The following is a 13,348-nucleotide window of genomic DNA, read 5'->3' on the forward strand; positions in this document are numbered from 1 at the left end:
CTGCGAATAAGAAATCTGGAATTAGAAAGAAGAAAGGAGAGCTTAGAAACAAGAGCGGCGGGCCGCTGAAGCCTGAGACGTGGCGCTCATAAAAAAAGCCTCCCTGACAGGTCTGTCGGGGAGGGCGTCGGTCGGTATTAATGCCCGGTGAAGTTTGGCTTGCGCTTCTCTAAAAACGATTTCACACCTTCGGTAGAATCGCTTGAGCCAACGAGCGAGGACTGAGCCAGACGCTCGAACACGCGTCCGGTTTCGGTGTCCATGTTCTGGCAGGCATTGGTGACGTGCTTGCCGATACCCACTGCCAGCGGCGCTCCCTTCATCAGCAGGCGCGCGTAGTCCATTACGTCGTTCATCAACTGGTCAGGCTCGCTGACTTTGCGCACGAAGCGCATGTCGCGGATTTCCTGGGCATCGACGGTGCGCCCGGTCATTACTAGATCCTTGACGTTCTCGATGCCGATCATCTGAATCATGCGCGAGCAGGCACCGGATGCCGGGATTACGCCGATGAAGATTTCCGGCAGCAGGAAGGTGGCGGTGCTAGAGGCGAAGCGGAAGTCGCAGGACGCTGCCAGCTCGATGCCACCGCCAGCGCAGATCCCGTTGACCGCAGCGATGACCGGCTTTTCGATGGACTCCAAGTCATTGAGCATGTCGTGGTTGGCGCGCACATAAGCGCGGTACTGTGGCAGCGGCATGCCGCGCTCGCCACGCAGTTCCTCGACGTCGCGACCGGCACAGAAGCCACGGCCAGTACCGGTGATCACGATCACTCGCACGCTGTCGTCGAAGCTCATTCGCCACATCGCGGCACGGATCTCACCGATCATTTCGGTGTTGAACGCGTTGAGCTTCTGTGGCCGATTCAGCGTAATGAGCGCCACGCCGTCTTCGGGCATGGTGATGTCCAGGGTCTTGAATCCATCAGGCTCAACCATGTATCCACGTGGCCCTTTCTTGTTATCGGGTATCCACTGCTGCATAAGTAACCTCTTTCCTGGCGTTTTTATCGAATGCTTCGTTTTATTCGAGCAATAAGGCGACAGCGATCAGGCCGTAGCCGGGGCGAAGCGTTTGCGCAGTTCGCGCTTGAGAATCTTGCCTGCGGCGTTCATCGGGAAGCTGTCGATGAACTTGATCGCTTTAGGTGTTTTGTAGCTGGCCAGGCGTAGGCGTGCGAAGCCGATCAGTTCAGCCTCGGCGACGGTGGCGCCGTCGCGCAGGACCACGGCGGCGGTAACCGCTTCACCCCAATCGTCGTCGGGCAGGCCGAAGACAGCGGCGAACTCAACTGCGGGGTGTTCTATCAGCACTGATTCCACTTCAGCGGAGGAGACGTTCATTCCCCCCGTGATCACCATGTCCTTGACCCGGTCGATCACGTGCAACAGGCCTTCCTCATCGATAAAACCGACGTCGCCGGTGTAGACCCACTCCCCGCGCAAGGTGTGTGCGGTTTCTTCTGGCAGGTTGTGATAACCGGCAAAATTGCTGGGCGAACGCACGCTGATTTCACCCGCCTCGCCGGTCGGTAGCGGGGTGCCGTCTTGCAGGCTACGGATGACCAGTTCGGCGTACTTGGCCGGTCGACCTGCAGTGCGCAGCCGTTCGTCAAGGCCATCGCCGGCGGTACTGCCACGGGGATGGTCTTCGGGTTTCAGATACGACACCAACCCGCCCATCTCGCCGCCGCCGAAGCCCTGATAGAAATCCCACGGCAGCAATGCCAACGCTTTGCGGATCATCGCTGCCGGCATTGGCGAGCCGGTGTAACCGAACAGCTTCAGCGAACTTATGTCGTATTTGGCTGGATCGTATTCCTCGCACATCCTGCTGAGCATGGTCGGCACGCCACACGCATGACCCACACCGTGTTCTGCAATAGCCTGCAAGGCATCGGCGGGCTTGAACGTTTCCGGTACGACATTGGCCACGCCATGATAGGCGGCGGCAAACGCCATCCAGATGCCAGCACCGGAAAAGAGCGGCAGCAGTTGCAGAAACGGAGCGTCAGTGGGTACGTCGAGTTCGCGGAAAAAGTTCTCGATACTCGACAGAATCTGTCGATGTGTTCCCAGGCAGCCTTTCGGTGCGGCGGTGGTGCCGCTGGTGTAGCGGATGGTGCGGATATCGTCGGGCGAGACTGCTGCCTCATCGAACGCTACGGCGGCAGTCTTGATTGCATCGTAATCATGCCAGCCGCTGTTCAACGTCGCGCCGCCATGCACGACAACGATGGCACCGGCCTGTTCGATCTGGGCACGGAAGGGCTCGACGAAATCGGCATCGGTCAGGATTGCCTTCGGTTCGGAGTCCTGAAAGATCACCTCAACCTCTGCAGCGGTCAGGCCGTAGTTGATTGGCACGCCTACAAACCCCGCACGGGCAAGGGCAAACAGCGCTTCGATTGCGTCTGGGCCGTTGCGCACGATGGTTGCGATGCGGTCGCCTCGTGTCAGGCCAAGGCTGGTCAATCCACCGGCCAGCGCGAGGGTGTGGGTGTCCAGTTCAGCCCAGGTATGGGTGAGTCCCTGTGGTCCGATCAAGGCCGGTGCAAGCGGTCTGGAGGCGACGTTGTGGGCCAACAGGTCACCTATCCGCAGCCTGCGGTTGTTATTGCTGGGATCAATAGACATCTGCGCTCTCTCCTGTTTTCTTGTTGTTGGGCGGTGCCGGAGCGGCAGACCGCATTGATTTCTCTTGCATCATGACGTAGATGCCTGGAGGCAGACCCTTGCCGGCGCGGTTCGGTTATGGGATCCGAACACGCTGGCAAGAGGATCATCAGTCCAGTAGCAGTCCCTTGCGGCGACTCCAGTCGATCACGGTGTCGATACAACGCGCCAGCAGTTCCGGCTGGCCCAAATAGTAATGGGTGGCGCCATGCAGGCTGACGAATTCCTTATCCGGCGTGGCCAATGCGGCATGGATCAACGGATTGTGCGTAGCCGGTACGGCATCGTCGGCCTGGTTTTCGATTTGCAGCACCGGTGTGGTGTGGATGCGCGCGGCGTTGGCCGGACCCTTGGCGTTGGACAGGTCATAGGACCATTGCGACAGCCACGAGCGCAGCGTAGAGAAGCGCGCGAGTCCTACTGGACCGACGTTTACCGTGCGCGGATTCCCCATGTAACACCAGTCCGGCTTACGTCCGCTCGGGTCGATACTCGGGTCCAGCCAACGTACATCGCACATGGTGCGGTGGGTGACGAAAGCCCGCTCGACTTCACCGTCGCTGCGGGTGCGCAGTTTTTCCAGCAGTTCCTGGGCCCATGCGGTGATACGACGGTTGCGCGCGCGCTGTTCCTCACGGAAGGCCAGCACGAAGTCGGCGGAGAACGGCGCCTGGTTGGGGCAGCGCGGATCGTAAATATCAAATTCGCGGTTGCGCTGGTCCGGGTCCAGTTCGTTGACGACTGATGGGTCCAGCCATTCAGTCAACGTTTCGGCGCGGCTTAGGTGAGCGGCAATGAACACCACGCCATCGGCGCGACTGAGTTTGGCTGCGGTCAGGTCGTAAGGGTCGCCGGCCGGAGTATGGGTGATCGTCGGGTTCTCGGCCTGAGCCTGATAGAAGAGCGACAGCGAACCACCGCCGGACCATCCCACCAGAACCACCTTTTCATAACCCAGCACTTCACGGGCGTGACGGATATAGGCACCCAGGTCGTAGACGACCTTCTCCATGATCAGCGCGCTGTCGTTACGCGCATAACGGCTGCCGGCGCATAACACGTGCATGCCGGCTTCGGCCATTGCCGCAGGCATTGGCAGCAGTTGCAGCGTCGAGGTCGGGTGCATGAACAGGAACACCGTGTTCGACGGTCGCCCGCGAGGCACCAGGCGTTGGCCTTCCAGGGACGTGATGCCCTGGCTGCCGTTGAAGCCATAGGTTTCGGTCAGCGCCAGGGATTCGGAAAACTGCAGCACGACCGGGATACGGTCCCATTCGGCTTTGGTAAAAGTAGTCAATGTGGTTTCCATCAAACGGTGACTCCGGTCAGTTGGTGCTTGCGCCGCGTCCACTCGGCCAAGGCGGCGTGCGCCTCGCGTTCGGCCTCCTCAATGAAACCGGGCGCTTCGGTGCGTGTGGTGATCTCCAGGCGCAGGCCGTTGGGATCGAAAAAATAAATTGATTTGATGAAGTCATGGTCGACGATACCGCGCACTTCCACGCCAGCGGCCTCCAGGCGCGCTTTGTGTGCAAGGACCTGGTCGATACTCCCCACCTCCATTGCGAAGTGCTGGACCCAGTCGGGGGTGTTGGGCGAGGGCAATGGTGCTTCGTTATTACCCAAATCGAAAAAGGCGATGTAGGAGTTGTCGCCCATGCGAAAGAACACATGGGCATACGGGCCTTTGCTGCCAGAGCTGGGCACCGCGTCGGCGGTCATGCAATGCACCAGCGGCAGACCCAGCAGATCTTCGTAAAACGCGCGAGTTTGCTCGGCGTCCCGGCAGGGGAAGGCGAAATGGTAGAGACCATTCACAGCGGATGGAACGGGCATCTTTGCGCTCCTTCAGGTGAGGGATAACACGGGAAGTGACGGTGCGACAGGCGCCCGACTGTTTGAGAATTCAATAAGGCAACGGTTCATGTCAGCTCTGCCTCTAGCGGAACGCGTGTGGCGTCGTAGCGGAACAACCAGTCGTAGCGCTCTTCGACACGACGCTCCTGCCACTCGGTCGTTACGTAGATTTCAGCTTCTTCGGCGTTGGAAAGCACGTTGCTGTGGAAGCGTCGGCCGTTCTCCGCCGAGCCATGCACTACGCGGCTGGTGCGTTCTATGCGGGCGGCTTCATAGCGTCTGAGCGCGGTGGGCACGTTATCGGCGTAGGTTTCCAGGCAGCGCGCAAGCACGTAGCCGTCCTCGATTGCCATGCCCGCCCCCTGAGCCAGGAACGGCAGGGTCGGATGGCAGGCGTCGCCCAATAGAGTGGCGCGTCCGATCGACCAACGCTGCATGGGTTCACGGCCCAGCAGTGCCCATTTGTATGGCGAATCCAGTTTGCTGATCATGCTTTGCACGTCTTCGTGCCAGCCAGCGAAGTCAGCGGCGCATTCTTTTGCCGAACCGCGCTCGGTCCACGATTCCACTTTCCAGTCACTGCGCTCGACGACTGCCACAAAGTTAAAAATCTCTCCGCGACGCAGGAAATAGTGAACGATATGGCCACCGGGGCCGACCCAGTTAGTCCCGACCGGATTGAGCAGATGCTCGGGCAGCTCTCGTGCCGGAACCAGTCCACGCCACGCCACGCAGCCGGTAAAGACCGGGACACTGGCGCCAAATAGGGCCTGACGCAATGCTGAATGCACGCCATCCGCGCCGACCAGCGCATCGCCCTGGGCGCTACTGCCGTCGGCGAAGCGCAGCGTCGCGCAATGCTCGTCCTGTTCGCAGCCTACCGCGCGTTTGCCCAAATGGATTGCATCGGGCTTCAGCGCGCGTATTGCGTCAACCAGAATCTGATGGATGTCGGCGCGATGGATCATGAAATAAGGAAAGCCGTAGCGCTCGACTGAGGTTTCGCCCAAGTCAAACAGTTTCCAGGTCTGTCCGGTGTTCCACAGCCGTACTTCCTTACCCGACGGAATCGAGTAGACCTCACGCAGTTTTGGCTCCAGGCCCAACGCGAACAATACCCGCGCACCATTGGCGCCGATCTGGAAGCCTGCGCCGATCTCGCCCAGTTCGGTGGATTGTTCGTAAACGTCCACATCAATTCCGCGCTGGAGAAGGCTGAGCGCAGCAGTCAGGCCGCCGATGCCGCCGCCGGCGATGAGTACGTGCAAGGGTTTCGCCATGAGTTGGTCGCTCCTCTGGGGTGATGCTTATGGTCGTACGTCTTGCCCGTGGCAACCGTCGGCCGTTTGTGTTTATGGTGTTATTTCTAAATAGTTGACTTAAGTTTGTCAATAACGAATTTGATTTTACGAAAATAAGACGGTTTTAGCGTCTGCTTGTTGTGTTGGATTTGCTTATTTCCGCTGACGAGGTATAGGTTTCGCTATTCAGAGCGCATCACCGGAAAGGAAAAACCATGGCAAGAAAAATAAGTGCCCAGGACATTGTTCAGGAAGAAGAGGGCACACCGGCACGCGAGGATTCGCAACGGTCGATACAATCAGTGGAACTCGGCTTTCGTCTGATCCGTTGCCTGGAAGAGGCGTCGGGCCCGTTAACGCTGAAGGAGCTCTCGGCGCGCGCGAGCATGACTGCGAGCAAGGCGCACCTCTATCTGGTCAGTTTTCGTCGCGTCGGGCTGGTGCAGCAGGAGGCTGACTCTGGCCGCTACACGCTAGGGACGTATGCGTTACTCCTGGGTCTGTCGGCTCTGCGCAAGCTTGACGTAGCGCGACTGGCCCGCGAGCCGCTGCGGCAGTTGAGCGAGGAGACCGGTGAGAGTGCGTACCTGGCGGTCTGGGGCAATCGCGGCCCGTGCATTGTTTTGTGCGTCAACGGTCCACGACCGATGCCGATGTCGCTGCAGGTCGGTTACGTCCTACCGACGATCACCTCGGCAACCGGGCGTATCTTTTTTTCCTACCTGCCCCGCGCGGATACCGCCGAGATCGTCAAGCTGGAGCAAGTCGAGTACCTGGCACGAGATGCCGATTACGGCGAGCCGGCACTGTTGCGTATTGCGGAGGAAACTCGCGCACGTTCGCTGTCGCGTACCGATAGTCTGCTCAACATTGGCTTCACTGCATTGTCGGCGCCGGTGTTCGCTTACGACGGCTCGCTGGCGGCCGCAATCACGGTGATCGGTCCAAGCTCAGGTATCGACGCTTCGCTGAGCGGGCGCGCGGCCAAGCGCCTGCTGGCCATTGCCCGGGGACTCAGCACGCAGATGGGTTGGAGTACCCCGGAGTGAATGTCAGCCCTAAGTCCATTGACAAGGTTAAAAAATGAGGCTAAAAATTAAATCGAATTTAACAATAACAAAATAAGGCCGCCAAGCGGCCAGTTCCCTGGAGGAAGTAATGGTCGCAGTTAGTGCTGCCCATGCGTGCAATGTCGAAGCCTACCGGCTTGGGCATTTCATTGATTCATTGGGTCCGGATGAGGTTGAAATCGTCGAGGAGCCGGTTGACCTGGCCGATATCGCGGCACGTCTGGAGGGTAATCCACGGGCCGTGCTGTTTCGCCAGGTCGGACCTGAGCGTGTGCCTCTGGTGGGTAACCTCACTGGCAGTCGGGCACGTCTGGCACGGGCATTCGATGTAGACCCGGCGCAGTTGCTGCCTGAGCTACTGAAGCGGCTGTCACGGCCGCCGCGGAGTGTCGAGCTGAGCCGCGAGGCAGCGCCCGTACAACAAGTGGTGCTGACAGGTGAAGACGCAGACTTCACTGCACTGCCAGTGCATTTGCAACACGGTCTGGATGGCGGTCCCTATCTTTCAGCTTCTATCGATTATGTACGGGATGCGCGTACCGGCCATACCAACGTGGGTGTGCGCCGGTTGATGCTGCGTGGTCGTCGCGAGGCGGGGATCGACCTGATTTCGCCCAGTGACCTGCGGGCCATTTATGAAGGTGCGTTGGCGCGCGGCGAACGCTTGCCGGTGAGTTTCGTGGTCGGTTGCCATCCGCTTGATCATGTTGCTGCGACGATGAGGCTGCCGGTCGATGAGCTTGGTCTGGTCGCTTCGCTGCGTAACGAGCCGCTGCCAGTTGTCAAGTGCATCACCAATGACATCATGGTGCCGGCCGACGCCGAATACGTGCTTGAAGGCTATCTGGACGAGCGTGGTTACAGCGAGGCAGAAGGTCCATACGGCGAGTTTCTTGGCTATTACGGCGGGGTCAAGCGCAACCCGGTATTTCATTTGACGGCCGTCACCCATCGCCGCGACCCGATATTCCAGACCATGACTATCAGTGGTCCGACAATGGGCTACACGGACAGCTCGCCGCTGATCGCGTTGCGTACCGAGGCGATGCTGTGGCGCGCGCTGCAAGGGGCGGTGCGTGAGCCGGTCGCGGTCTATGCGACGGGGGCCAGCGGCGGCATGTTCAACGTGCGTATCGCGATTCGTCAGCGTGTGCCGGGCGAGGCACGCAATGCAATTGCTGCGGCCTTCGCCAGCCTGGCCAACGTGAAGAACGTGTTCGTTGTCGATCCGGATGTGGATATCTTCTCCGATCAACAGATGGACTGGGCGCTGGCAACGCGCTTCCAGGCCGCGCGTGATCTGGTGATTGCCGAGGGGATGCGCGCATTGCCGCTGGATCCTTCGTTGGGGCCGGATCGACTGGGATCCAAGGCAGGTTTCGACTTGACCTGGCCATTTGGTACCGGCAACGCATTTGATCGTCAGGTGCCGGCACCGCCGCGACATGACGGCGCGCGCTTCGATTCGGTCGAGGCGGCGCTTGAGCATGGGCCGAAATACTTCGTTGAGCTGATGGATGCTGTCGGTAGCCGCGACGGCCGGGAAATTGTCCGCACGCTTGAAGCGCTGCGCGCTAACCCGGGGCTGGAACGCGATAACGACGGTCGCTATCTGTTTTCAGATCGCTGACGCCAGCCAGCAATGCCCGCCCAACAGCCATAGGCGCCTGTTGCAGGTTTTTAAAGGTGATCGAGCGACGGAATGAGTCCGTCTGTTCGTTCGTCCGCGGCGCGGTGCGCCGCTTTCAGTTAAACGGGATACTCATTTCATGAAAGGTGAATTCATCGATCTGACCATGATCGACGGGCAAACCCTCCACGCCTATCGCGCGTTGCCCCCGTCGGGCCACGGTCCTGCGGTTGTGGTGTTGCAGGAGATTTTCGGGGTCAACGAGGCGATGCGCTCGGTGGCGGATGATCTGGCCGAGCAGGGCTATGTTGCGCTGGTACCGGATGTGTTCTGGCGTTTGCAACCAGGCGTGGAGCTTGGTTACGGCGAAGAAGACAGTCGCACGGCGTTCGGGTTGTGGCAGCGTTTCGACCTGGCCCAGGGTGTGGATGATGTGGTGAAAGTGATTCAAGCCGTGCGCGCACGCGATGAGGTCCAAGGTGGGGTCGGGCTGCTCGGCTTTTGTTTGGGGGGCCAACTGACGGTCAAAGTCGCAGCGAAGGTCAAGGTGGACGCCGCGGTTTGTTTCTACGGCACCCGACTTGGGGATTCGCTGGAGGAGATTGCCGCCATTGATGCGCCGACGCTGTTCCATTTCGGCAGTGCCGATCCTCACGTACCGGCAGAAGTGCGTGAAGCTGTCTCCCGTGTCGCGCAGACACAGCCGCATATGCGGGTAAACGTATACCCGCAAGCGGTGCATGGTTTCTTCAATGCGTTCCGCGAATCTTCGTTCCATGTGGAAGCGCACCGGCAGGCATGGCTGGATAGTTTGAACTTGCTGCGCGAAGCGCTGTTCGATTTTCCGCAGACATCTGCTGTCGGCCACTAGCCGGCTCCGTTTTCGCATACCTGACGACGAGCCTGTAAGGGCTGAATCAACAAAGGGTGAACGTCATGCATACCAAGAACAAGAAAGTGCTGGATGTGACGAAATTGATTGAAGATCCGCGCATGGGAGCAAGGCGCTGGGGGTTGGTTGTTTTGTGTCTGATTGTCGTCATCTTTGACGGCTTTGATGCACAAGTCATCGGCTATGCCGCACCAGCGTTGATCCGTAGCTGGCATGTGGGCCGTGACGTGCTTGGGCCGGTTATCAGTGCCGGGCTGTTTGGCTTGATGCTGGGTGCGCTGGTATTGGGGACGTTAGGTGATCGCATCGGGCGCAAGTCGATCATATTGATTTCGGTAACGGTGTTTGGGATTGGCTCGTTGCTGACCGTGTTCGCCGAGAACGCCCAACAGATGATGATACTGCGCTTCCTTACAGGCATTGGCCTGGGTGGAGCAATGCCAGGTGCAATTGCGCTGGTGTCCGAATACGTACCCACTCGGCTACGTGTCAGCCTGGTGACAATAACCGTGTGTGGCTTTGCCATCGGCCCGGCGCTCGGCGGATTCGTTGCCGGGCCTCTGATTAATCTCTACGGGTGGCCGTCGCTCTTCGTGCTGGGCAGTGTCCTGCCATTGCTGCTGTTGCCGGTCTTGTGGCGGATGCTGCCGGAATCCTCGCGTTTTCTGATTGCTCGTGGGGATTCGCCGGAAAAGATTACTCGTAACCTCCAGCGGCTGTTCCCGGAGCATCGGTTGTCTGCAGACGAGGAATATGGACAGCCCGAAGGACGAGTGCCAAGGGCGTCGGTGCGTGAGGTTTTTGCCGAGGGCAGGGGGTTGGGCACGGTACTTCTTTGGAGCGCTATTTTCTTCAATCTGATTGGCATCAACCTGCAAACCAGCTGGCTGCCGACGATGATCAGTGAGCTTGGCTATCCCATCGAGCAGGCCGTCACCGCGACCGCAATGCTGCATGTCGGCGGTGCGCTCGGTGGGCTGGTATTGAGTCGACTGCTTGACCGCGTCGATCCTTTGCGTGCGGTGGCAGTCATTGGCATGATTTCGGGCCTGTTTGTGATATTGATTGGCTTCAGCGGCGGGTCATTAATGATGCTGCGCTTTTCGATATTCTTCGCCGGCTTGTTCGTGGTGGGGGGGCAGTCGGCACTGAATGCAATGAGCGGCATGTTCTACCCGAGCCACATTCGTTCGACCGGTGCCGGCTGGGCGCTGGGTATAGGGCGTCTGGGAGCCGCGGCAGGACCTATAGTCGGCTCTGCGCTTGCCGCCTTGCACATGGATATCCGCATGCTCTATTACGTGGAAGCTGTGCCGTTCTTTCTGATGGGCGCTGCGGTCTTCGGTATCGGCCTTACCCGTCGTCGGGGTCTGCGTTCCCAGGCCGTTGACACTGAAGAGGTCGGGTCAGCGTTACCGATGACGGCAATGGGAGGCTTTGCCGGGCGACCCGATGCCGGCAGCGCAGCGGAAGAGCAGCGATGAGCGTTGCGCGACGTATGGTGGTCGGCATCTCCGGTGCCTCCGGGGCCATATACGGTGTGCGGGCACTGATATTGCTGCGCTATGCGGGGGTGGAAACACATCTGGTGATGAGTCGGGCTGCCAAGCTTACCCTGACCTATGAGACTGACATGAAGGTTGCCGAGGTGGAGGCGCTTGCTGATGTTGTGCATCGCGCCGACAACATCGGCGCTTCAATCTCCAGCGGCTCGTTCTCTAATCTGGGCATGCTGATTGCGCCTTGTTCGATCCGTACCTTGTCCGAGATCGCCAGTGGTGTAACCAGCAGCTTGATGTCGCGTGCCGCCGACGTCGCACTGAAGGAGCGTCGACGTGTGGTGCTGATGGTGCGTGAGGCGCCATTACATGCCGGACATCTGCGCAGCATGCTGGCGGTCACCGAGATGGGGGCGATAGTTTCGCCGCCGGTCCCGGCATTCTATGCACGTCCGACTTCCATCGAAGCGTTGGTCGATCACAGCGTCGGGCGGGCACTGGACCTGTTTGGCCTGGACGTAGGTGTCGAGCAGCGTTGGGACGGGATCGGCTGATACGGTCTTCGTCTTGCCGATCCCTCATGTTCTGCGCGCTCAGAAGACGAGAACACCAAACCCGCCTCCGAGGCGGGTTTGGTGTTTGTTAACGCGCGGTGATGATTGCCGGAATTTGCCGGACGCGGGGCTAAAACAACACCCCGTAGCGCGACATGCGTACCACGGGGTGGTTGCTTAGTTACGTCCCGGTAGTTCGGACGGCAATCCGAACATGTCGCCCAGATTGAGCGACAGGCGTAAGCCAACTATCCATGAGTCATCCGGAGCGAAAGTGGCATCGGGGCGCTGGCTGGTATCAGGATGAATGATGTATTCAATATTCGGTGAGAGCGTGACGCCCGGCCACAATTGATAACCATAGTTTGCCTCGATCATGTCGCTGCGGTTGTCTACAAAGGAGGTACTGCCATTCTTGGCCAGTAACTGATTCATGTAACTGGTTTGTTTCTGACTGAACACTGCGTGGGTCTCCATCAGGCCAACGCTGTCGTTCGGCCGACTGGCAAACGGGCCGCTGAAGACTACGCCCAGCGTGCTCTGGGAATCGAAAATCTGGTTGTCGTCGTGCGGCGCTGCCCAGGACGCAAACACGGCGAGATTGCGCTTTGTCTCATCGGGCCGATACACCACTTGGTCGAATAGGGCGTAGACACCGGTGTGGTTGCCGTCATGGCTCAGTGGAGGGCCTGGAACCAGCGCGCGTGACTGACCGTTGGCATTGAGTTGAGGATCAATTTGGGGGGCGTCGTTGCGCCACCAGCCGATTTTATAGTGTCTCGGATATTTGTCATTGCTGAAGTTGGTTTCATATCCTGCTTCGACGGGGACCACATTGCCGGTACTTTCATGGAAGCTCATATTGAGGCCGTGGTTCAAACGCCGGTTTGGGTCGACCTGATAGATACCTGCTTGCATATAGAGTTTTGGGGTGGGATTGACCTTGATACGGCCTCCCCAGGTGACGTACGGGAAACCGCTGAAGCCGCCAGTAAACAGGGGCAGATAGTACGGACACTGCGAGCCGCTGATGAACTTGCAACCATAGGTCGGTCTTGCAAATGCCGCCGTTGCGTTGGTGCGTCCGGCGTAGATATTGACCTTGCCGTCAGCCAGCACCTGCTCCCAGGCAAATTGCGCCAGCTGGGTGGTCTGGTAAGGGTAGTACCAGCCCTGTGACTTGATGTAGTTACCAACCTTGTTCTGCACCGTTTCGCCATAGTTCTTGGCAAACAGTACATGCAGCTGTCCGCCTGGTACCCCGAGTAGCTTTTCGAAATTGAAATCGGCTCCCAGCGTCGTGGTGCCAGCATTTGCGCTGCCCCGTTCGAGGCCGCCGCTGACATTGCTTTGAAAGTCATTGTTCAGCGTTGCCCGTACCAGAACCCCCTCGTCATATAGCTGTTGAAGCACATTTTTCAATGCAGGGTCTACGGTTTGCTCCGCCTTGGCTGAGTTCAGCCAAGACATGCCGGTCAGCAAGGTCAATCCGGCTACGATCGTCGCACTCGAATAGAGTCGTGCCATATCCTTCTCCTCTCTTATTGTTGACGGCAACAGATGCGCCATCTTTATTGTTTGACACTATACAATAGCATTTTACATTGATGGTCAATCCCAAGGTTCGAATCTATAGCAACATTCATGAAATCGTTCTTGGCGAGAGGGGACGGGGCAGGGCAGGACCGGACCGGAACACCGCAATGGGCGCCAGCGATGGGGTTGTCTTGGAGACGTGTCTGGGTTGCGTCGATATGGTTTTTACAGTGGAAGCCGCTGCTATTCGCCCTGACCGGCGGGGTATGGTTCCTCTGGCTGCCGGGATTCAACCTCTCGGTCGCTACCGGAGTAGGCTTTATGGCACTGGCTG

11 protein-coding genes are annotated in these 13,348 nt (G+C 58.9%); 5 read left to right on the forward strand and 6 right to left on the reverse strand.

Features of this window, described 5'->3' with window-relative positions:
- Positions 1–137: 137 nt before the first annotated feature.
- The 5 genes from JWR17_RS24775 to JWR17_RS24795 form a co-directional block, all read right to left on the reverse strand.
- Entirely contained in the window at positions 138–986 is an 849-nt protein-coding gene (locus JWR17_RS24775) for an enoyl-CoA hydratase/isomerase family protein (RefSeq protein ID WP_299835770.1), read from the reverse strand.
- Positions 987–1,052: 66 nt separating this feature from the next.
- A complete protein-coding gene (locus JWR17_RS24780; protein WP_299835772.1) occupies positions 1,053–2,639 on the reverse strand; it encodes an AMP-binding protein in 1,587 nt (528 codons plus the stop codon).
- Positions 2,640–2,787: 148 nt separating this feature from the next.
- Positions 2,788–3,987, reverse strand: a complete 1,200-nt coding sequence (locus tag JWR17_RS24785; protein WP_299835774.1) for a hypothetical protein — start codon at positions 3,985–3,987, stop codon at positions 2,788–2,790.
- Positions 3,987–4,511 (reverse strand): VOC family protein, encoded by a 525-nt coding sequence (locus tag JWR17_RS24790; protein ID WP_299835777.1) that lies wholly within the window; start codon positions 4,509–4,511, stop codon positions 3,987–3,989. The genes JWR17_RS24785 and JWR17_RS24790 overlap by 1 nt, the downstream gene beginning before the upstream one ends.
- An 86-nt stretch (positions 4,512–4,597) precedes the next feature.
- Positions 4,598–5,812: an FAD-dependent monooxygenase gene (locus tag JWR17_RS24795; RefSeq protein WP_299835778.1), complete on the reverse strand. Its 1,215-nt coding sequence runs from the start codon at positions 5,810–5,812 to the stop codon at positions 4,598–4,600.
- Between the two features lie 236 nt (positions 5,813–6,048).
- Between JWR17_RS24795 and JWR17_RS24800 the strand changes: the two genes are divergently transcribed.
- From JWR17_RS24800 to JWR17_RS24820, 5 genes are all read left to right on the forward strand, one after another.
- Entirely contained in the window at positions 6,049–6,882 is an 834-nt protein-coding gene (locus tag JWR17_RS24800; protein ID WP_299835780.1) for an IclR family transcriptional regulator, read from the forward strand.
- 109 nt (positions 6,883–6,991) lie between these two features.
- A complete protein-coding gene (locus JWR17_RS24805; RefSeq protein WP_299835782.1) occupies positions 6,992–8,533 on the forward strand; it encodes a UbiD family decarboxylase in 1,542 nt (513 codons plus the stop codon).
- A gap of 139 nt (positions 8,534–8,672) precedes the next feature.
- Positions 8,673–9,404, forward strand: coding sequence for a dienelactone hydrolase family protein (locus JWR17_RS24810; RefSeq protein ID WP_299835783.1), 732 nt, complete (start codon positions 8,673–8,675; stop codon positions 9,402–9,404).
- Positions 9,405–9,469: 65 nt separating this feature from the next.
- Entirely contained in the window at positions 9,470–10,909 is a 1,440-nt protein-coding gene (locus JWR17_RS24815; RefSeq protein ID WP_299835784.1) for an MFS transporter, read from the forward strand.
- Positions 10,906–11,478 (forward strand): UbiX family flavin prenyltransferase, encoded by a 573-nt coding sequence (locus JWR17_RS24820; protein WP_299835786.1) that lies wholly within the window; start codon positions 10,906–10,908, stop codon positions 11,476–11,478. Before JWR17_RS24815 ends, JWR17_RS24820 begins: the two co-directional genes overlap by 4 nt.
- 177 nt (positions 11,479–11,655) lie before the next feature.
- Here JWR17_RS24820 and JWR17_RS24825 read toward each other — a convergent pair whose 3' ends face one another.
- Complete coding sequence (locus JWR17_RS24825) at positions 11,656–13,005, reverse strand: carbohydrate porin (protein WP_299835788.1); 1,350 nt, start codon at positions 13,003–13,005, stop codon at positions 11,656–11,658.
- Positions 13,006–13,348: the final 343 nt, after the last annotated feature.

This window comes from Pseudomonas sp., from assembly GCF_028293835.1.
Lineage (GTDB): Bacteria > Pseudomonadota > Gammaproteobacteria > Pseudomonadales > Pseudomonadaceae > Aquipseudomonas.

Bases quoted from the DNA above. Each gene is read 5' to 3' on its own strand.
- JWR17_RS24775 (WP_299835770.1), bottom strand. From the start codon at position 986: ATGCAGCAGTGGATACCCGATAACAAGAAAGGGCCACGTGGATACATG.
- JWR17_RS24780 (WP_299835772.1), bottom strand. From the start codon at position 2,639: ATGTCTATTGATCCCAGCAATAACAACCGCAGGCTGCGGATAGGTGAC.
- JWR17_RS24785 (WP_299835774.1), bottom strand. From the start codon at position 3,987: ATGGAAACCACATTGACTACTTTTACCAAAGCCGAATGGGACCGTATC.
- JWR17_RS24790 (WP_299835777.1), bottom strand. From the start codon at position 4,511: ATGCCCGTTCCATCCGCTGTGAATGGTCTCTACCATTTCGCCTTCCCC.
- JWR17_RS24795 (WP_299835778.1), bottom strand. From the start codon at position 5,812: ATGGCGAAACCCTTGCACGTACTCATCGCCGGCGGCGGCATCGGCGGC.
- JWR17_RS24800 (WP_299835780.1), top strand. From the start codon at position 6,049: ATGGCAAGAAAAATAAGTGCCCAGGACATTGTTCAGGAAGAAGAGGGC.
- JWR17_RS24805 (WP_299835782.1), top strand. From the start codon at position 6,992: ATGGTCGCAGTTAGTGCTGCCCATGCGTGCAATGTCGAAGCCTACCGG.
- JWR17_RS24810 (WP_299835783.1), top strand. From the start codon at position 8,673: ATGAAAGGTGAATTCATCGATCTGACCATGATCGACGGGCAAACCCTC.
- JWR17_RS24815 (WP_299835784.1), top strand. From the start codon at position 9,470: ATGCATACCAAGAACAAGAAAGTGCTGGATGTGACGAAATTGATTGAA.
- JWR17_RS24820 (WP_299835786.1), top strand. From the start codon at position 10,906: ATGAGCGTTGCGCGACGTATGGTGGTCGGCATCTCCGGTGCCTCCGGG.
- JWR17_RS24825 (WP_299835788.1), bottom strand. From the start codon at position 13,005: ATGGCACGACTCTATTCGAGTGCGACGATCGTAGCCGGATTGACCTTG.